Origin of the sequence: Rhodococcus coprophilus NBRC 100603, assembly GCF_001895045.1 — a bacterium.
In the GTDB taxonomy this organism is placed as follows: Bacteria; Actinomycetota; Actinomycetes; order Mycobacteriales; family Mycobacteriaceae; genus Rhodococcus; species Rhodococcus coprophilus.
In genome coordinates, this window is record NZ_BDAM01000001.1 from 493,792 (window position 1) to 512,105 (window position 18,314).

Here is an 18,314-nt window from a genome sequence, read left to right on the forward strand (position 1 = left end):
AAGTCTCCGCGACCTCAGTCGACGAGCGACGCGACCTCGTGATCGGTGAGCGTGGTCTGCGGCACGCGACCTGCGTCCCGCGCCAGTGAGATCGCCCGGTAGAGCGGGCGTTCGCCGAGCCCCGCGCCCCGGGCCTCGGCTCGGAGTTGCTCGACCAGCACCGACGAGATCGCGGCGGCGGGAGCCAGTTCGCTTGCGGCAAGCGCATTGGCGAGGGTGCGTAGCGCGAGCACGTCGAGTTCCCGTCCTCCCTCGCCTGCGTACAGCGCGAGCGGAACGGTCACCAGTCCGTGGTGTCCGTCGTTCACCCGCAGAATCGCTTGCGATACGCGGCCCACCCGCACCAGGAGTTCGACCCCCGCGAGTTGCCGGAGGTCGACGCTGCGGGAACGGAACATGCCCGAGACCGTGACGACGGTGCCCTCGATCCGCAGATGACGGTGGGTCGCAACGAATGCGCTGATCGTCGGCGGCCCTGCGACGAGCACTCCCACCAGCACGGCCACCCACAACGGGGCGATGAGGTAGACGAGGATCCCCACGAGGAAGCCGATCGCGAAAGTCGCCAGTTCGACCTTCCGAACGCGGGGACGCAGCAGACGCGCCGGGATCAGGTCGAGCGATACCGCTGCGGGCGAACCGTCCCGGCCCCCCGCGGCAGCGCCGCCCCGCCCGTCATCCGCCGGCAACGACCTCACCCACGCGTGCGACGACATCGGCCAACGGAACGGTCTGCTGTTCACCGTTGCGGAGATCCTTGATCACGATCTCCCCGGCTTCGAGTTCGCGCTCCCCCAGGACCAGCGCGACCACGGCCCCGGACTTGTCCGCGGCTTTCATCGCGCCCTTGACACCGCGACCTCCGTAGGCCAGGTCGACGCGGATGCCTGCGGCACGAAGGCGGTGCGCGACCGGAACGAGGGCAGCTTTCGCGGCGTCACCCATCGGCACCCCGTACACCTCGCACCGGGCGGGATTGCCGGCGGTCTTGCCCTCGGCGGCGAGAGCCAGGATCGTGCGGTCGACGCCCAGCCCGAATCCGATGCCGGACAGAGCCTGACCACCGAGTTGTTCCATCAGACCGTCGTACCGGCCACCACCACCGATGCCCGACTGGGCGCCCAGTCCGTCGTGGACGAACTCGAAGGTCGTCTTCGTGTAGTAGTCGAGTCCGCGGACCATGCGCGGATTGACGACGTACGGGACACCGAGCGCGTCGAGATGAGAGAGGACCTCGTCGAAATGCGCCTTCGCGCTGTCGGAGAGGTGATCGAGCATCAAGGGCGCGTCCGCGGTCATGGCTTTGACGTCGGGCCGCTTGTCGTCGAGCACGCGCAGCGGGTTGATCTCGGCGCGCCGACGGGTCTCCTCGTCGAGAGGGAGGCCGAACAAGAACTGCTGCAACAGTTCCCGATACTGCGGACGGCAGGTGCCGTCACCGAGCGAGGTGATCTCGAGCCGGAAACCGTCGAGACCGAGGCTGCGGAATCCGGCGTCGGCGATGGCGATGACCTCGGCGTCGAGCGCCGGATCGTCCACCCCGATGGCCTCGACGCCCACCTGCTGGAGCTGGCGGTACCGCCCGGCCTGCGGCCGTTCGTATCGGAAGAACGGGCCCGCATACGACAACTTGACGGGCAACTGCCCACGATCGAGACCGTGCTCGATCACCGCGCGCATCACCCCGGCGGTGCCCTCCGGACGCAGGGTGACGGAACGATCACCGCGGTCGGCGAAGGTGTACATCTCCTTGGAGACGACGTCGGTGGACTCGCCGACACCTCGCGCGAACAGGCCGGTGTCCTCGAAGATCGGCAACTCGATATGTCCGTATCCCGCGAGTCGCGCAGCTCGGGTCAAGCCGTCGCGCACCGCGACGAACTCGGCGGACTGCGCGGGAACGTAATCGGGCACACCCTTGGGCGCCGAGAACGTAGAGGCCTTGCTCACTGGTACTGCTTTCTCTCGAGGGGTTCGGTGGTGCCGGTGGCGCGGAGACGTCAGCGCGATTGCGGGAGACCGACGAGGAACTGGTTCGACGTCCGTTCCTGCCCGATCGTGCTGGATCCGCCGTGTCCGGGAAGAATCGCGGTGGCGTCGTCGAGGACGAGCAGCTTGCGCGCGATCGAATCCAGGAGCTGTTCGTGGTTGCCCCCGGGAAGGTCGGTGCGTCCGATCGAGCCCTGGAACAGGGTGTCGCCGGTGACGGCGACCTGCAACTCGGCGCCGCCCGGGGTGGTCGTGCGAGTGCGGAGGACCACCGAGCCCTGGGTGTGTCCGGGAGTGTGGTCGACCACGAACTCGATACCGGCGTGCTCGATCTCGTCCCCGTCGGCGAACTCGACGACCTGCTGCGGCTCCACGAACTCCACACCGTCGAGGAAGGGCGCGAGGCTCGATCCCATCCCCTGCAGCGGGTCGGTGAGCATCATGCGGTCGCCGGGATGGATGTATACGGGGATCTCGTAACGATCCGCGACGGCCTGCGCGGACCACATGTGGTCGAGATGGCCGTGGGTGAGCAGCACGGCGCGCGGCGCGAGATCGGAGCCGATGAGGAATTCCACCAAAGGCTCGGCGGCATCCTGCCCCGGATCGACGACGACGCACTCCTTCGCGTTGTCCTGCGCGAGGATGTAGCAGTTGGTCTGGAACATCCCGGCAGGGAATCCGGTCACGAGCACGAGCATCGCTCCTACGGGTGTGGGTATTCGCGGTCCCCTACAGAGTAGGCGCAGCGCCCCGTCCTTTCGCTCTCAGGTTGGGGTGGCAAACTCGACTCGGCCCCGGAGCGCGGGCACACCATCGATCGATCGGGTCACGGGAGGACAACTGCAGTGCCGAGCAACGCACAGCGGCGTAACGCCGCGAAACGCAAACTCGAACGGCAGCTCGAGCGCAGGGCCGAACGCGAGCGCAAGCGCCGCCGCATGACGATCGCCCTGTCGGCGCTCGGGATCGTGGTGGTCGTCGGGGCGGGTGCCGCACTCTGGGCTGTCGCGGGAAGTGGCGACGACGCGGCGACGGACGCGTCCGCATCCGATACGACGACCGAAGGCGACAGCGAATACCCGGCGCTGCCGGCGGGTCGCTCCGAGCCTCTTCCCGAGACGGTGAACTGCGAGTATCCCGTCGACGGAAGGGAAGCGGCGAAACCGGTCGAGCCGCCGCGCACCGAAGGCATCGTGACCACCGGTGAGAGCAACACCGATATCAGCGTGAGCGTGGAGACAACGCAGGGCAACATCGGGTTGATCCTGCACAACGACGAGTCGCCGTGCACGGTCAACAACTTCCTGTCGCTTGCGGGCCAGGGCTACTTCGACGGCACGGACTGCCACCGTCTGACCACCTCGCCGTCTCTCGCGGTCCTGCAGTGCGGCGACCCGACGGGCAGCGGCTCCGGCGGTCCGGGCTACCAGTTCGCGAACGAATTCCCCACCGACCAGTACGCGGCGGACGACCCGGCGTCACAGGAGCCGGTGATCTACCCCCGCGGGACGGTGGCGATGGCCAACGCCGGCCCCGGCACGAACGGCAGCCAGTTCTTCCTGGTCTACGAAGATTCGGTGCTTCCTCCGCAGTACACGGTGTTCGGCACGATCGACGAGACCGGGCTGGCCACTCTCGACAAGATCGCCGAAGCGGGCGTCGCGGGCGGGACCGCCGACGGCGCCCCCGCCGCAACGACGACACTCACGTCGGTCAGGATGGACTGATGACTCGCTTCCGCACCACCCTCGCCGTCGGCGCGGGGCTCGCACTGATCCTGACCGGTTGTTCGGACAACGGAGGTGACGACACCACCGCCACGTCCGGATCCGCCACGGCGAGCGGTACGGCGCAGTCGCCCGAATACACCGGCGCGCTGCCGGAGCGTCCCACGGGCGGAGACCCGGTGTCGTGCACCTATAACCCGTCGGGTGACGCTTCCCGTGATGTGAGCGCTCCCGCTGCGACCGACGTACCCGCCGAAGGAACCGTCGGCGTGTCGCTGACCACCAGCGTCGGACCGATCGGTCTCGAGCTCGACCGGGCGGAAGCACCGTGCACGGTCAACAGCTTCGTCTCCCTTGCGGAGCAGGGCTACTTCGACGACACCCCGTGCCACCGGCTGGTGACCTCCCCGGGTCTGCAGGTGCTGCAGTGCGGAGACCCCAGCGGCACCGGGACGGGCGGGCCGGGATACGGGTTCGACACCGAATACCCGGAGAATCTCTACCAGCCGGGTGACGCCCAGCTGCGACAGCCCGTGATCTACCCGCGCGGCACCGTCGCGATGGCCAACACGGGCCGTCCCGGCAGCAACGGCAGCCAGTTCTTCCTGGTCTACGCGGATTCGCAGCTCCCGCCGTCGTACACCGTGTTCGGCACCGTGGACGAGGCCGGACTCGCCGTGATCGAGGAGGTCGCGGCCGAGGGTGACGACGGTTCGATGGCAGCCGGCGGTGGCGCACCGAACCGGGGCGTGCAGATCGAATCGGTCGCCGTCTCCGGCTGATCTTCCCGTTTCACACGACAACCGGTCGCCTGCTCCCTTGTCGGGGCGGGCGACCGGTTGCGTCTCACGCCTGTCACGGTGGGGCGTAGCGGGTGAAGAGGATGTCTCCGGAGAACGCGGTCGATTCGAGCAGGCGCAGCCCCGCTCGGGAGTACCCCTCGGGGAACAGTCGGCGACCCCGGCCCTGTACCGCCGGATACACGAACATCCGGAACTCGTCCACGAGGCCCGCTTCGATGAGGCTGTGGCACAACGAGATACTGCCCGTCGCGACGATGTCGAGACCGGGACGCTCCTTCAGTGCGGCAACCTGTTCGACCGGGTCCCCGTCCAGGACGGTGGTGTTGTCCCACCCGGGTTCGATGAGAGTCGACGAGACGACGTACTTGTCCACCCGGTCGAGGTAGTCGGCGATGCCCGTCGGATCGTCGTGCTGCAGCGGCCAGTAGCTTCGGAAGTCCTCGAACGTCCTGCGTCCGAGCAGCAATGCGTCGGACGCACTGTCCTGCCTGCGCGATTCTTCGAGAAGATCATCGGCAGCGTCGACGTCGGTGGGCGGAGAGAACCATCCGTCGAGCAGTTCGATCGAGCCGTCGAGGGTGATGTTCTGGGTGACGGCGAGCGTGCGCATCGTGCCTCCTGACGTCGCGGCGTGTCTCCCGTACAGACCGGACGCACAACGCCGACTCATCGCAACTTGTCTGTCGTCCGTCGAGACGACACCTGTCCTCTACCGGTTCGTGACCGCGTAAGCTACGCTCCCCGACTTGTGACCCTCGACACTCCCGTGCGTCCGTACCTGATCCGCCTCGTTCTGGCGGCATGCGTTGCCGCAGTTCCGGTTCTGGCAGGCGCATGCAGCGCTGACACGGGCACGGACAGCTCGGGCAGGACTGCCCCTTCTCTCGCCGCCGAGGAGTCGAGTGCGCGGGGAGCGCCCCCGGGTGATATGTCCGTCTTTCCCCCGCTTCCGGCGGTTCCCCCAGCCGTAGCGTCGACGGTCGCCTGCACCTTCTCCGAACGGGAGCCCAGCGGGGTCACACCGCCACCGTCGACTGCCTCCACGTCCGGCGTGGTGAATCTGGTGCTGGACACCTCGGCCGGGCCGGTTCCACTCGTTCTCGATCGCGCGCTGGCGCCGTGCACCGTCAACAACTTCGTGAGCCTCGCCGAACGAGGGTTCTACACGGGGACTTCGTGCCATCGCCTGTCCAACGACCCCGGCAGCCACCTCTACCAATGCGGTGACCCGTCCGGAACGGGCACGGGCGGACCCGGATACACGTTCGAGGACGAGTATCCGGTCAGGTCGTACGACGGGGAGCCTTACCGTCCCCTCGCGGTCGTCTACCCGCGGGGCACGGTCGCGATGGCCAACGCGGGTGTCGCGAACAGCAACGGGAGCCAGTTCTTCCTGCTGCTCGGCGACTCACTCCTGCGTCCGGACTATTCCGTCTTCGGGCGCGTCGCCGACGCCGGACTGCCGGTACTCGACGCAGCGGCCGCCGCCGGCAACGACGGCACCAACCCACTCGGCGGCGGCGCACCGATCACGCCCGTGACCATCACGGCGGTGCGATGACCGGTCGTGACCGGGAACACCGACGGCGTCACGCCGGTCAGGCCGCGGAGGTGACCCGGTACACGTCGTAGACACCCTCGACGTTGCGCACCACGTTCAGCACGTGGCCGAGGTGCTTGGGATCGCCCATCTCGAAGGTGAACCGGCTCACGGCAACTCGGTCACCGGTGGTCGTTACGGATGCCGACAGGATGTTGACCTTCTCGTCGGCGAGAGCCTTCGTCACATCCGACAACAGCCGGTGCCGGTCGAGGGCCTCGATCTGGATCGCGACCAGGAACACCGACGACGGCGACGGCGCCCACTCGACATCGATGATCCGCTCCGCCTGCTCACGCAGTGAACCGGCATTGGTGCAGTCGGTGCGGTGCACGCTCACCGCGCCGGTGCGGGTCACGAATCCCATGATCTCGTCGCCCGGCACCGGCGTACAGCACTTCGCGAGCTTGGAGACGGTGCCAGGTGCGCCGGGCACCAGCACACCGGAATCGCCGCTCTGCCGCGACCGGGTCGGGATGGTCGACGGGGTGGCCCGTTCGGCCAGCTCCTCCTCCACCCCACCGACGCCGCCGAGCAGCGCAACGAGACGCTGGACGACGTGGTGAGCCGAGACATGGTGTTCACCTACGGCGGTGTACAGGGCCGTCACGTCGGAGTACTTCAGTTCTCGCGCCACGCCGAGCATCAGATCCGCGTTCATCAACCGCTGCAGCGGCAATCCGACGCGCCGGACTTCCTTCCCGATCGCGTCCTTGCCGGACTCGAGTGCCTCTTCGCGCCGTTCCTTCGCGAACCACTGCCGGATCTTCGCCTTCGCCCGCGGCGACACCACGAACGACTGCCAGTCGCGGCTCGGGCCCGCGTTCGGATCCTTCGACGTGAACACCTCGACGACTTCGCCGTTCTCGAGTTTCCGCTCGAGTGCCACGAGACGGCCGTTGACACGTGCACCGATACACCGGTGTCCCACTTCGGTGTGGACGGCGTACGCGAAGTCCACCGGTGTGGATCCCGACGGCAGGGTGATGACGTCGCCCTTCGGCGTGAAGACGAAGATCTCCTTGACGGCGAGGTCGTAACGCAACGACTCGAGGAACTCTCCCGGGTCTGCGGCTTCCCGCTGCCAGTCGAGGAGTTGCCGCATCCACGCCATGTCGTCGAGTTCACCGACATCGCCCGAGTGGCGTCCCTTGGTCTCCTTGTAGCGCCAGTGGGCGGCGATGCCGAACTCTGCGGTCCGGTGCATTTCGTGGGTGCGGATCTGCACCTCGAGCGGTTTGCCCTCCGGGCCGATCACCGTGGTGTGGAGCGACTGGTACACCCCGTAGCGCGGCTGGGCGATGTAGTCCTTGAACCGGCCGGCCATGGGCTGCCACAGCGAATGGACCACACCGACCGCGGCGTAACAGTCACGAATCTCGTCGCACAGGATGCGCACGCCCACCAGGTCGTGGATGTCGTCGAAGTCGCGGCCCTTCACGATCATCTTCTGGTAGATCGACCAGTAGTGCTTGGGACGGCCCTCCACCACAGCATCGATGCGCGACGCGGAGAGGGTCTGGTTGATCTCCGCCCGGACCTTCGCCAGATACGTGTCGCGCGAGGGTGCCCGGGTGGCGACGAGCCGGACGATCTCCTCGTACTTCTTGGGGTGCAGAATCGCGAAGGAGAGATCTTCGAGTTCCCATTTGACCGTCGCCATCCCGAGCCGGTGCGCGAGGGGCGCGATGACCTCGAGGGTCTCCCGCGCCTTGCGCGCCTGCTTCTCGGGCGGCAGGAACCGCATGGTGCGCATGTTGTGCAGCCGGTCGGCGACCTTGATCACGAGCACCCGGGGATCGCGGGCCATCGCGATGATCATCTTGCGGATGGTCTCGCCCTCGGCAGCGTTACCGAGCACCACTTTGTCCAGCTTGGTCACACCGTCGACGAGATGTGCGACCTCCTCGCCGAAGTCTGCGGTGAGGTCTTCGAGGGCGTAACCGGTGTCTTCGACGGTGTCGTGAAGCAGTGCCGCCACGAGTGTGGTGGTGTCCATACCCAACTCGGCGAGAATCGTCGACACCGCGAGCGGGTGGGTGATGTACGGGTCGCCGGACTTGCGCTTCTGGTTCGCGTGGCGTTCTTCCGCCACGTCGTAGGCGTGCTGAAGCTGCGACAGGTCGGCTTTCGGATACAGCTCGCGGTGGATGGTGACGAGCGGTTCGAGGACCGGCTTCAAGGTGGTGCCCCGCTGCCCGGTGATGCGCCGGGCCAGCCGGGCGCGGACACGCCGCGACGCGGACGTCGACGCCGGGGTCGGCGCCGGTCCGGAGCCTTGGGACCGATCCAGATTCTGGGTCATGCCACCCTCCAATCTCGGCCGTACGCCGGATGCCCGGACAGCGTCTGTCCGCACATCAGGGCCACGGCCGGTCCACCGGTACCTGTCGCAACTCTAGTACTCAGATCCGGACGAGCGACGTCAGTGGGTAGTCAGCGAGCCGCGCCCGCCCGCCGAGCGCCTCGATCTCGGTCACCACGGTCACACCGACGATGTCGGCGCCCGCCCGCTCGAGAAGTTCGACCGTCGCGCCGAGAGTGCCCCCGGTGGCGAGCACGTCGTCGACGATCAGTACCCGGCGCCCGTGCAGAATCTTCGAGTCACCCGGAATCTCGATGGCGGCCGTGCCGTACTCGAGGGTGTATTCGCAGGTCTGCACCGGCGGGGGAAGCTTGCCCGCTTTGCGCACCGCGAGCACGCCGACGCCGAGGTCGCGGGCGATGCCGCCGCCCAGCAGGAATCCGCGCGCGTCGATTCCGGCGACGAGTTCCGCGTCGGGCGCGACCGACGACAGTGCGGTGATGATCGAGGAGAACGCCGGACCATCGGCGAACACCGGCGTGAGATCGGCGAATCGGACACCCGGGGTCGGGAAATCGTCGACCCACCGCGTGTTCGCGGTGACGGCGGCAGCGGCCTGGTGGATCAGATCGGAGGAAGCGGTCCGGGTAACGTTCATTCTGTAAGTATCCACCGGTCCATGTTCCAGCCCGAACCCGCGGTGGTGGGGTTCGCAACTCCGGCCGCCAGTCCGGACGCGAAGCCGATCGACCGGGGCTGCACGAAGAGCGGCAGGGTCGGCATCTCTTCCCACAGGATTCTCTCGCCGTCACCGACGAGACCGGCGACCGCCTGCTGGTCACCCGCCACGAGCAGTGCGTCGAGAATTTCGTCGATCCGTCCGTTGGCGAACCCACCGATGTTGCTGCCGGTGCCCGAGTGCAGCGCGGCGCGCGCGAGATCCATTTCGGCTGTTCCTCCGGAACCCGCCGCCGCGGCCGTGCCCGCGAGCACCGCGTCGACATCGGTTCCCAGCTTGGACGGGACGAACGAATCCGATCCGGCGTCGACGACGTCGATCCCCGCCTCGCGGCACGACGCGGCGATCAGTTCGACGGTGCGGGCTCGCCTGTCGTCGGGACCGAGGTAGCCGATGCGTACCTCCATGCGTTCCTGCCCGGACGCGGTACGTTCACCGCGTGCCGCCTCGAGATCCGGCTGCAGATAGCGCTCGGCTGGTCCCGCCGTCTGCGGGTACAGCGGTGAATCGGTCGGCAGCAGACGTGAGGAAACCGGTCCGGTCGCGAAACCCGAACCCTCTCCCGATGCTCCGAGTTCGTCGAACAACTGGGTGCGCGGAACGCAGAGCGCGAAAGCGCGTCGCGCCGCCGGGTTTTCGAACACCCCACGGGTTGCGAACACGATCTGTTCGAGGTTGCGGGAGACCACGGTGGCCGACTCGACCGCGCCGACCACCTGGTGCGCGTCGCTCATCGATCCGGCGCCGACGTCCACGACGTGGATCTGCCCACCGTCCACCGCGGCCGCCATCTCGGTTCCTCGCGGCCAGACGACGATCCGGTCGGTGCCGGGAGCGTTGCCCCACCACCGTTCGTTCACGACCAGGACGAGTCCGCCGTCCGTGCTGTAGGACTCGATGCGGTACGGGCCGGCGGACGGGAACAACGCCGGATCGAACTCGCCGGGGGTGAGCGACCATCCGCTGTTCCAGAAGTCGGCGATACGGCGGACCTCGTCGAGGTTGTTGCCGTTGATCGCGCCGACGAGGTCGCCGACACCGGCTTGCCGCGACGCGACATGCGCCGGCATCAGTTCGGTCGCGCCGAACAGCGTGTTCCAGTCCGTGTCGCCGCGACCGCCTTTGAACACGACCGTGGCTTCCTTCGACCCGGGCTGGCAGTCGACCCGGTCGATGTCGGCGTACCCACCGCGCAGCGAGGAGTCGAAGACGTTGACCGGCGCGCCGGATTCGTCGGGCGCGGTGAACCGGCCGCTTCCGGCCGCCCACGTGAGCACCAGATCGTCGCACGACATCGGCACGCCATCCGAGTACACGGAGTCGGGTGAGAGCCGGTACTGCACCGTGAACGGATCTCCGGGCACGGCGGTGGCGGTGCCGATGTCGGTGTCCGACACGACATCGCCCGACGGGGCGACGTATCCGAAGCCCGGCAGCACCCTCGTGAAGGCCTGCCGGGCTCCCGACGCAGCGCCGTCGACAGTGTTGGCGTTGTAGCTCGTCACCGTGTTGTCGATGGCGTAACCGATCGAGTGCACGCGCTCTTCCTCGGTGCCGCACGAGATTGTCGCCGCGGCGACCACCGCGAGCGTGATCCCGACGACCGCGCGTCGCGGCCGACCCTCCCGGCGGGAGGTGTGCGTTCGCTGAATCCACTCGGTCACCGGCATATCAGGACTTTCTCTTGGCGCGCTTTCCGGTCGGCCGGGCCCCCGGCCTGGGGGCCCGCTGGACGGGCGTGTAGCGGGCGGCCGACGGATCCACGACAGTGGCAGCCGGAGCCGGTGCGGTCTGGGGAACCTGACCGCTTCCGGCGGACGCGACACGCGCCGCTGCCTCTTCGCGCTTGGCCAGCACCTTGCGGGTGTGCTTCGCGATCGGTCCGCGCCATTCCTTCAGGGTAACGAGGAGCGGGGTGGCGAAGAAGATCGACGAGAATGCGCCGACAACGATGCCGACGAGCTGGACCAGAGCCAGATCCTTGAGCGTGCCGACACCGAGGAGCCACACCGCAACCACCATCAGAGCGATGACGGGCAGCACCGAGATGACGGTGGTGTTGATCGAACGCATCAGCGTCTGGTTGACGGCGAGGTTCGCCTGCTCGCCATAGGTCCGCCGGTGCAGGTGCAGGATGCCGCGGGTGTTCTCCTCCACCTTGTCGAACACGACCACGGTGTCGTAAAGGGAGAAACCGAGGATGGTCAGCAGCCCGATGACCGTCGCCGGCGTGACCTCGAATCCGACGAGCGAATACACCCCCGCGGTGACGATGATGTCGAAGAACAACGCGGCAATCGCGGCGATCGCCATGTCACGTTCGTAGCGCACCGCGATGTAGACACTGACGATCACCAGGAACACCACCAGCGCGATGAGCGCCTTTTCGGTGATCTGGCTGCCCCACGTCTCGCTCACGTCGGCGACACTGATCGAGTTGATGGAGGGCTGGCCGTCGCTGCCTGCCGGCTGGAACTCCTCGAACAGCGCGGACTGCACGGCTGCGACCTGACCCTGGTCGAGCGCCTCGGACCGGATCTGGAACGTGGCTCCCGAGCCGGCGCCGACGGTCTGAACCGCCTCCGGCTCGAAGCCGAGGGTGTCGCTGAATACCGTCTCGACGTCCGCGGTGCTCACATCGGCGACAGCCGGCATCTGGATGCGGGTGCCGCCTTCGAAATCGATACCCCACGTGAAGCCGCGCACGAGCATGCTCAGCAACGCGAGCAGCACGATCACCGCGGTCACGATGTACCAGCGTTTGCGCTGTCCCACGATCTCGAACGCGCCGGTGCCCGTGTAGAGCCCCGCGAGTGTTCCGCGCCGCTTCGTGGGTTGTTCCGCTGTCGTCGTCCCGGTCATGATCACGCCTCCTTCGCCGCTGTCGCAGCGACCTGGCGCTCGTGCGCCACCTGCTGAATTGCTCCCAGACCGTTCACGCTCGGCTTGGACCAGAACTTCGATCTCGATGCCAGATGGACGAGCGGCCAGGTCACGAGGAAGACCACCACCACGTCCAGGATCGTGGTCAGGCCGAGGGTGAATGCGAATCCGCGTACCTGACCGACCGCGAGGACGTACAGGACGGCGGCCGCGATGAAGCTGACCGCGTTACCGGACAGGATTGTGCGACGGGCGCGTGCCCAACCGCGCGGGACTGCGGAGCGGAAGCTCCGGCCCTCCCGGATCTCGTCCTTGATGCGCTCGAAGAAGACGACGAACGAGTCCGCGGTCATGCCGATACCGATGATCAGGCCGGCGATCCCCGCAAGGTCGAGTGTGAAGCCTATGTACCGGCCGAGGAGCACCATCACGGCGTAGACCGCGAGACCGGACAGGACGAGCGACAACGCGGTGAGGACACCGAGCATCCGGTAGTACGCCAGGCAGAACAGGAACACCAGGACGAGGCCGACGGCACCGGCGATCAGACCGGCTTCCAGCGACGCGAATCCGAGAGTGGCCGACACGGTCTCTGCTTCGGACGCGACGAACGACAGCGGCAGCGAACCGTACTTGAGCGTGTTCGCGAGTTCGCTCGCCTGCGTGTTGGTGAAGTTGCCGGTGATCGACGTGGCGCTGCCCGCGGGGGTTGCACCCTGGATGACCGGCGCGCTGACCACCTGCGAGTCGAGTGTGAAAGCGGCCTGCTTACCGATGTTGGCTGCGGTGAACTGCGCCCACGTGTTGCTGCCCTCGCTGTCGAAGGTCAAGCTGACCTCGTAGCGCGACTGCTGGGAGTTGAATCCCGAGGTGGCGTCGGTGATCTGCTGGCCGTCGATGATGCTGGGGCCGAGCAGGTAGACGGAGGTGTCGTCCGTCGAGCAGGCCACGAGCGGCAAGGCCGGATCGTCGTTGCCCGCAAGTGGATCGGCCGCAGAGCAGTCGAGGGCGATAGCCGCCTCCTGCTGGACAGCAGGGTCGGTGCTCTGACGGGAGGCCTTGGCCGCGGCGATCTGGTCGGCTGCCTCTGCCTGCACGCTACCGGGAACCGCCTCGGGCGACGAAGACTCGGCCGGGGCCTCGGTGGCGGGTGTCTCGGCGGGCGCTTCGGTAGCTGGAGACTCGGTAGCGGGAGACTCGGCAGGCGCCTCGGTGGCCGGGGACTCGCCCGGTTCGGCGGGCGCATCGGTCGGCTCCTGCGCCGGGAACGGCCGGCCCTGCGGCTCCGCGCCGTCCGTGGCGGGTGCCTGCTCGCCGTCGGCGGGCGGAACTTCGGCAGGTGCGTCCGTCTCCGATTCCGGAGTGGGGGCGCCCTCGGCGGGGTTGTCCTGCCCGGTGGGCTGCTGCGCCGCCGTGTTCGAGCTCGCGATCGGTCCCCCGAGCACCGGGCGGATGTAGAGCCGCGCGGTCTGTCCGAGAGTCTTCGCCTGCGCGCTGTCGTCACCGGGCACCGTGATCACCAGGTTGTCGCCGTCGACGACCACCTCCGAACCCGATACACCGAGGCCGTTCACACGGGTCTCGATGATCTGCTGGGCCTGCCGCAAGCTGTCCGAGCTCGGGCTGCTGCCGTCCGGGGTGCGCGCGGTGAGCGTCACCCGCGTGCCGCCCTGCAGATCGATGCCGAGTTTGGGAGTCGGCGACTTGTCCCCGGTGAAGAAGACCAATGCATACAGCGCTACCAGGATCACCCCGAATAGGGCGAGCGAACGCGCGGGATGCACCGATCCATTGGAAGGTGCCACGGTGTGTCAGTCTCCTCGATACGAGTGAGTGGAATCGGTGAAGGCAACTCTCACAGACGTGCTGCGGGCACGCGGCGGCCACGCAGCCGCATCGGCGCCGACAAGTTCTCGGTGCGCCGCGCGCGTAGGCGTCAGTGCTCGGTGGGGCGCCCGTCGGTCTGGTCGTCCTTACCGAGCGAGATCCGGCCGCTGTCGTCGACCGGGTTCTCGGCGGTAGGCACGACGCGCTCACGAACGACCAGGCGTGACCAGGTGGTCACCACTCCCGGTGCGATCTCGAGTTCGACGGTGTCGTCCGCGAGCGACACCACCGTGGCGTGCAGCCCTGCGGTCGTCATCACGCGGTCGCCGATGCTCAGGGAGTCCTGGAGCTCCGCTACCTTGGCCATTTCCTTCTTCTGACGCCGCACGCCCAGGAAGGTCGGGACGAGCAGAGCGAGAATCAGGAGCGGGAATAGCAGTTCCATCGTTGAAGTCAGTCCTCGGTTGTAGCCAGTGTCGTGGCGGCAGCGCGGCCGGCTCGACGTCGGAATCGGCCTCCACGGACCGATGCAATAGACCAGTGTGCCATTACCTCGCCGCAGACCCTACGACCACGCGGCCGGGCACTAGACCCCGGGTGGCCCCGGATGCTCACCTGATCGATCGAGCTGCGGCTCCCGTGCGCGCACCTCGATACCTCCGGTAGCCGCCTCGGGTGGCGGCGTCAGTCCGAGCTGAAGCCAGGCCGCCGCGGTCGCGACCCGCCCACGGGGTGTGCGGGCGATCATTCCGGCACGTACGAGGAACGGTTCGCAGACCTCCTCGACCGTTCCCGGCTCCTCGCCGACGGCCACGGCCAAGGTCGAAACGCCCACCGGCCCGCCGCCGAAGCTGCGCACCAGCGCACCGAGCACCGCCCGGTCGAGACGATCCAGGCCGATGGGATCGACGTCGTACACCTCGAGCGCCGCCATGGCGATGTCGCGCGTCACGACGCCGTCGGCGCGGACCTCGGCGTAGTCACGCACCCGGCGCAGCAGACGGTTGGCGATACGCGGTGTGCCGCGCGAGCGACCGGCGATCTCGGCGCTCGCGTCGTCGTGCAGGTCGATACCGAGGATCGCGGCCGACCGGCGCAGGATCAGCTGCAACTCGGCGGGCTCGTAGAAGTCCATATGTGCGGTGAATCCGAACCGGTCGCGGAGTGGCCCGGTGAGGGCACCGGACCGGGTGGTCGCTCCGACGAGGGTGAACGGAGCGACCTCGAGCGGAATGGAGGTGGCTCCCGGCCCCTTCCCCACCACGACGTCGACCCGGAAATCCTCCATCGCGAGATACAGCATCTCCTCGGCGGGGCGGGCGATCCGGTGGATCTCGTCGATGAACAGGACGTCACCCTCGACGAGATTCGACAACATGGCCGCGAGGTCGCCCGCACGCTCGAGCGCCGGCCCGGACGTCAGCCGCAGCGACGAACCCAGCTCGGCGGCGATGATCATCGCCATGGACGTCTTGCCGAGCCCCGGTGGTCCCGACAGCAGGATGTGGTCGGGTGTCCCGCCACGCATGGTGGCACCCCGCAATACGAGCTGGAGTTGTTCGCGCACTCTGGGCTGCCCGATGAAGTCGTCGAGGCTCTTGGGGCGCAGGCTCGCTTCGATGTCCCCGTCGGGTGCGGTGAACGCCGCGGTGACGGGAGAGTCGTGCGGATCGTCGTACGCAGCGTCGTCTCCGGAGAGCCCGTCCTCGGAGAGGTCGTCGCCGATCATCGGGACTTACCCAGCAGCGACAGCGCTGCCCGCAACGCGGTCGACGTATCGGCGTCCGGAGTGTCGGTCAGCACCGTGTCGGTGGACTGTTCTGCCTGCTTGAGCGGGAAACCGAGGCCGACGAGCGCCTCGACGACCTGCTCCCGCATCGGCGACGCCGAGACCGTGGTCGACGGCGCTGCGCCGCTGCCTCCGAAGGCGTCGACCTTGTCGCGGAGTTCGACGATCATCCGCTCGGCGCCGCGCTTGCCGATACCCGGAACCCGGGTGAGCGCGGCGGTGTTCCCGTCTGCAAGCGCGGCGCGCAGCGCGTCGGGTTCGAGGACCGCAAGGGTCGCCATCGCCAGCCGCGGGCCGACGCCCGACACGGTGAGCAGGAGCCCGAACAGGTCGCGCGCATCGGGATCGGCGAATCCGAAGAGTGTCATCGAGTCTTCGCGCACGATCATCGAGGTCATCAGTCGCGCGTGCTCACCTCGTCGCATGGTCGCGAGGGTCGCCGGCGTCGCGTTGACGCGATAACCCAGCCCCGCGGATTCGATGACCACATGGTCGAGTGCGATGTCGAGGACCTCGCCGCGGACGGAGGAGATCACCGTGTTCCTGCCTTCCGGGCTGCGGTCTGCTCCCGCAACCGTGCCTCGTAACGTCGTTTCTGTTCCGCCGCGGCTGCTTCCGCCGCGGCCATGCGAGCCATCATCGGGGCCCGCCAGCAATGGCAGATCGCCAGGGCGAGAGCATCGGCCGCGTCGGCGGGTTTCGGTGCCTGCGTCAGCCCGAGAATGCGGGTGACCATGGCGGTCACCTGTTTCTTGTCGGCTCCGCCGTTGCCGGTGACCGCCGACTTCACCTGGCTGGGTGTGTGGAACATGACGGGAATCCCGCGCCGTGCGGCCGACAGTGCGACCACTCCCCCGGCCTGCGCCGTGCCCATCGCGGTACGCACGTTGTTCTGGGAGAAGACTCGTTCGACGGCGACGACCTCAGGCAGATACCGGTCCAGCCAGCTCTCGGCGGCATCGGAGATCTGCAGGAGGCGTGTAGCCAGGTCGAGATCGGTGGGGGTCCGGATCACGTCGACGGCAACCGCGGTGACCTCGCGGCCCCGGCCTGTGTCCACGATCCCGAAGCCGCATCTCGTCAGGCCCGGGTCGACACCCATCACACGCACCCGTCATACCCCTCACGCACTACGAACAGTTGTTCGATAGCGTATCGGAACGCCTCCGCCGTCCGCCGGTCCGACACGCGATCGGCCGGCGGACGCACGGGGTCAGTCCTCGAGTTCTGCGAGTACCTCGTCGGAGACGTCGACGTTGGTGTAGACGTTCTGCACGTCGTCGCAGTCTTCGAGCGCGTCGACGAGCTTGAACACCTTGCGGGCGCCCTCGGCGTCGACGGGCACCTCGACGGACGCGCGGAAATCCGGGTCGGCCGAGTCGTAGTCGACGCCCGCGTCCACCAGTGCCGTCCGCACCGCGATGAGGTCACCGGCCTCGGAGACGACCTCGAACTGGTCGCCCAGGTCGTTGATCTCCTCGGCGCCGGCTTCGAGAACGATCTCGAGGATCTCGTCCTCCGAACGACCGGTCTTGTCGAGCACGACGACGCCCTTACGGGTGAACAGGTACGCCACCGAGCCGGGGTCGGCCATGTTCCCGCCGTTGCGGGTCATGGCGGTGCGGACCTCGCCCGCGGCGCGGTTCCGGTTGTCGGTCAAGCACTCGATGAGCACCGCGACACCGTTGGGGCCGTAGCCCTCGTACATGATGGTCTGCCAGTCGGCGCCGCCGGCTTCTTCGCCGCCGCCACGCTTACGGGCGCGCTCGATGTTGTCGTTGGGGACCGAGCTCTTCTTCGCCTTCTGGATGGCGTCGAACAGCGTCGGATTTCCGGCGGGGTCACCACCACCCGTCCGGGCTGCCACCTCGATGTTCTTGATGAGTTTGGCGAACATCTTCCCGCGCTTGGCGTCGATGACCGCCTTCTTGTGCTTGGTGGTGGCCCATTTGGAGTGGCCGCTCATTCGCTTGGAGCCCCTTCCGGCGAGGTGACGTCGGATCGCTCCGACTGTTCGGAGGGTCGATTCTACCTGCCGGATCGCGCGTGTACGCGCACAGCGTCGACGAAGAGCCGGTGCACCCGCAGATCACCACCGACCTCCGGGTGGAACGACGTGGCGAACACCGCGCCCTGACGTACCGCCACGGCGCGCCCGGCAGCGCGTCCGGTGGGCACCGTGGCGAGGACTTCGACTCCCGGCCCCGTTCGCTCCACCCACGGCGCGCGGATGAACACGGCCCGCACCGGCCCGCCTTCGATGCCCGTCATGTCGAGGTCCTCCTCGAAGGAATCGACCTGTCGTCCGAAGGCGTTGCGGCGCACGGTGATGTCGAGTGCGCCGAGGTGCTCGGCGTCCGGCCGGGTGTCGAGAACCTCGGAGGCGAGCAGGATCATCCCGGCGCACGAACCGTACGCCGGCATGCCCTCCGCCAGCCGGGATCGCAGCGGGTCGAGCAGGTCGAACACGCGCAGCAAGCGGCTCATCGTCGTCGACTCCCCGCCCGGGATCACCACCGCGTCGACGGTCTCGAGTTCGTTCTCCCGCCGCAGCGCGATCGTGCGTGCACCTGCGGATTCGAGTGCCGCGCGATGCTCCCGCACGTCGCCTTGCAGAGCGAGTACCCCGATGGTCGGCGTCGTGATCAT

At 67.8% G+C, this 18,314-nt stretch carries 18 protein-coding genes; 3 read left to right on the forward strand and 15 right to left on the reverse strand.

Annotation, left to right across the window (positions count from 1 at the left end; genetic code table 11):
* Positions 1-14: 14 nt before the first annotated feature.
* Genes RDCOP1_RS02215 through RDCOP1_RS02225 form a run of 3 tightly spaced genes read right to left on the reverse strand, consistent with a single transcriptional unit; the run spans position 15 to position 2,684 of the window.
* Complete coding sequence (locus tag RDCOP1_RS02215) at positions 15-716, reverse strand: hypothetical protein (protein WP_084722303.1); 702 nt, start codon at positions 714-716, stop codon at positions 15-17.
* Positions 676-1,950 (reverse strand): histidine--tRNA ligase, encoded by a 1,275-nt coding sequence (gene hisS, locus RDCOP1_RS02220; RefSeq protein ID WP_072698424.1) that lies wholly within the window; start codon positions 1,948-1,950, stop codon positions 676-678. Before hisS ends, RDCOP1_RS02215 begins: the two co-directional genes overlap by 41 nt.
* 50 nt (positions 1,951-2,000) lie before the next feature.
* The gene (locus tag RDCOP1_RS02225) at positions 2,001-2,684 is read right to left on the reverse strand and encodes an MBL fold metallo-hydrolase (RefSeq protein ID WP_197713486.1); all 684 of its coding nucleotides are present in this window, start codon (positions 2,682-2,684) and stop codon (positions 2,001-2,003) included.
* A 153-nt stretch (positions 2,685-2,837) separates the two neighbouring features.
* On the opposite strand from RDCOP1_RS02225, the gene RDCOP1_RS02230 reads away from it, so the two are divergent.
* Positions 2,838-3,719: a peptidylprolyl isomerase gene (locus RDCOP1_RS02230; RefSeq protein ID WP_072698426.1), complete on the forward strand. Its 882-nt coding sequence runs from the start codon at positions 2,838-2,840 to the stop codon at positions 3,717-3,719.
* Complete coding sequence (locus RDCOP1_RS02235) at positions 3,719-4,501, forward strand: peptidylprolyl isomerase (protein WP_072698427.1); 783 nt, start codon at positions 3,719-3,721, stop codon at positions 4,499-4,501. The genes RDCOP1_RS02230 and RDCOP1_RS02235 overlap by 1 nt, the downstream gene beginning before the upstream one ends.
* A 73-nt stretch (positions 4,502-4,574) precedes the next feature.
* Here RDCOP1_RS02235 and RDCOP1_RS02240 read toward each other — a convergent pair whose 3' ends face one another.
* Complete coding sequence (locus RDCOP1_RS02240; protein WP_072698428.1) at positions 4,575-5,132, reverse strand: dihydrofolate reductase family protein; 558 nt, start codon at positions 5,130-5,132, stop codon at positions 4,575-4,577.
* A gap of 138 nt (positions 5,133-5,270) precedes the next feature.
* On the opposite strand from RDCOP1_RS02240, the gene RDCOP1_RS02245 reads away from it, so the two are divergent.
* Positions 5,271-6,083, forward strand: a complete 813-nt coding sequence (locus tag RDCOP1_RS02245) for a peptidylprolyl isomerase (protein ID WP_231922952.1) — start codon at positions 5,271-5,273, stop codon at positions 6,081-6,083.
* A gap of 37 nt (positions 6,084-6,120) precedes the next feature.
* On the opposite strand, the gene RDCOP1_RS02250 is transcribed toward RDCOP1_RS02245, so the two are convergent.
* From RDCOP1_RS02250 to pdxT, 11 genes are all read right to left on the reverse strand, one after another.
* The gene (locus RDCOP1_RS02250) at positions 6,121-8,427 is read right to left on the reverse strand and encodes a RelA/SpoT family protein (protein WP_072698429.1); all 2,307 of its coding nucleotides are present in this window, start codon (positions 8,425-8,427) and stop codon (positions 6,121-6,123) included.
* 100 nt (positions 8,428-8,527) lie between these two features.
* Complete coding sequence (locus RDCOP1_RS02255; RefSeq protein ID WP_072698430.1) at positions 8,528-9,085, reverse strand: adenine phosphoribosyltransferase; 558 nt, start codon at positions 9,083-9,085, stop codon at positions 8,528-8,530.
* Positions 9,082-10,836, reverse strand: coding sequence for an ABC transporter substrate-binding protein (locus RDCOP1_RS02260; protein ID WP_072698431.1), 1,755 nt, complete (start codon positions 10,834-10,836; stop codon positions 9,082-9,084). Before RDCOP1_RS02260 ends, RDCOP1_RS02255 begins: the two co-directional genes overlap by 4 nt.
* A gap of 1 nt (position 10,837) precedes the next feature.
* The gene (gene secF, locus RDCOP1_RS02265) at positions 10,838-12,028 is read right to left on the reverse strand and encodes a protein translocase subunit SecF (protein ID WP_072698846.1); all 1,191 of its coding nucleotides are present in this window, start codon (positions 12,026-12,028) and stop codon (positions 10,838-10,840) included.
* Between the two features lie 2 nt (positions 12,029-12,030).
* Positions 12,031-13,854: a protein translocase subunit SecD gene (gene secD / locus RDCOP1_RS02270; protein ID WP_072698432.1), complete on the reverse strand. Its 1,824-nt coding sequence runs from the start codon at positions 13,852-13,854 to the stop codon at positions 12,031-12,033.
* A 131-nt stretch (positions 13,855-13,985) separates the two neighbouring features.
* Positions 13,986-14,321 carry a preprotein translocase subunit YajC gene (gene yajC, locus RDCOP1_RS02275; protein WP_072698433.1) on the reverse strand — a complete coding sequence of 112 codons (336 nt, stop codon included), beginning with the start codon at positions 14,319-14,321 and terminating at the stop codon, positions 13,986-13,988.
* 141 nt (positions 14,322-14,462) lie between these two features.
* Positions 14,463-15,605, reverse strand: coding sequence for a Holliday junction branch migration DNA helicase RuvB (gene ruvB, locus RDCOP1_RS02280; RefSeq protein ID WP_072698434.1), 1,143 nt, complete (start codon positions 15,603-15,605; stop codon positions 14,463-14,465).
* Positions 15,602-16,201, reverse strand: a complete 600-nt coding sequence (gene ruvA, locus RDCOP1_RS02285; RefSeq protein WP_072698435.1) for a Holliday junction branch migration protein RuvA — start codon at positions 16,199-16,201, stop codon at positions 15,602-15,604. Before ruvA ends, ruvB begins: the two co-directional genes overlap by 4 nt.
* Positions 16,198-16,776 (reverse strand): crossover junction endodeoxyribonuclease RuvC, encoded by a 579-nt coding sequence (gene ruvC / locus RDCOP1_RS02290; protein WP_072698436.1) that lies wholly within the window; start codon positions 16,774-16,776, stop codon positions 16,198-16,200. The genes ruvA and ruvC overlap by 4 nt, the downstream gene beginning before the upstream one ends.
* A 102-nt stretch (positions 16,777-16,878) precedes the next feature.
* Positions 16,879-17,631 carry a YebC/PmpR family DNA-binding transcriptional regulator gene (locus RDCOP1_RS02295; RefSeq protein WP_072698437.1) on the reverse strand — a complete coding sequence of 251 codons (753 nt, stop codon included), beginning with the start codon at positions 17,629-17,631 and terminating at the stop codon, positions 16,879-16,881.
* Between the two features lie 62 nt (positions 17,632-17,693).
* Positions 17,694-18,314, reverse strand: a complete 621-nt coding sequence (gene pdxT, locus RDCOP1_RS02300; protein ID WP_072698438.1) for a pyridoxal 5'-phosphate synthase glutaminase subunit PdxT — start codon at positions 18,312-18,314, stop codon at positions 17,694-17,696.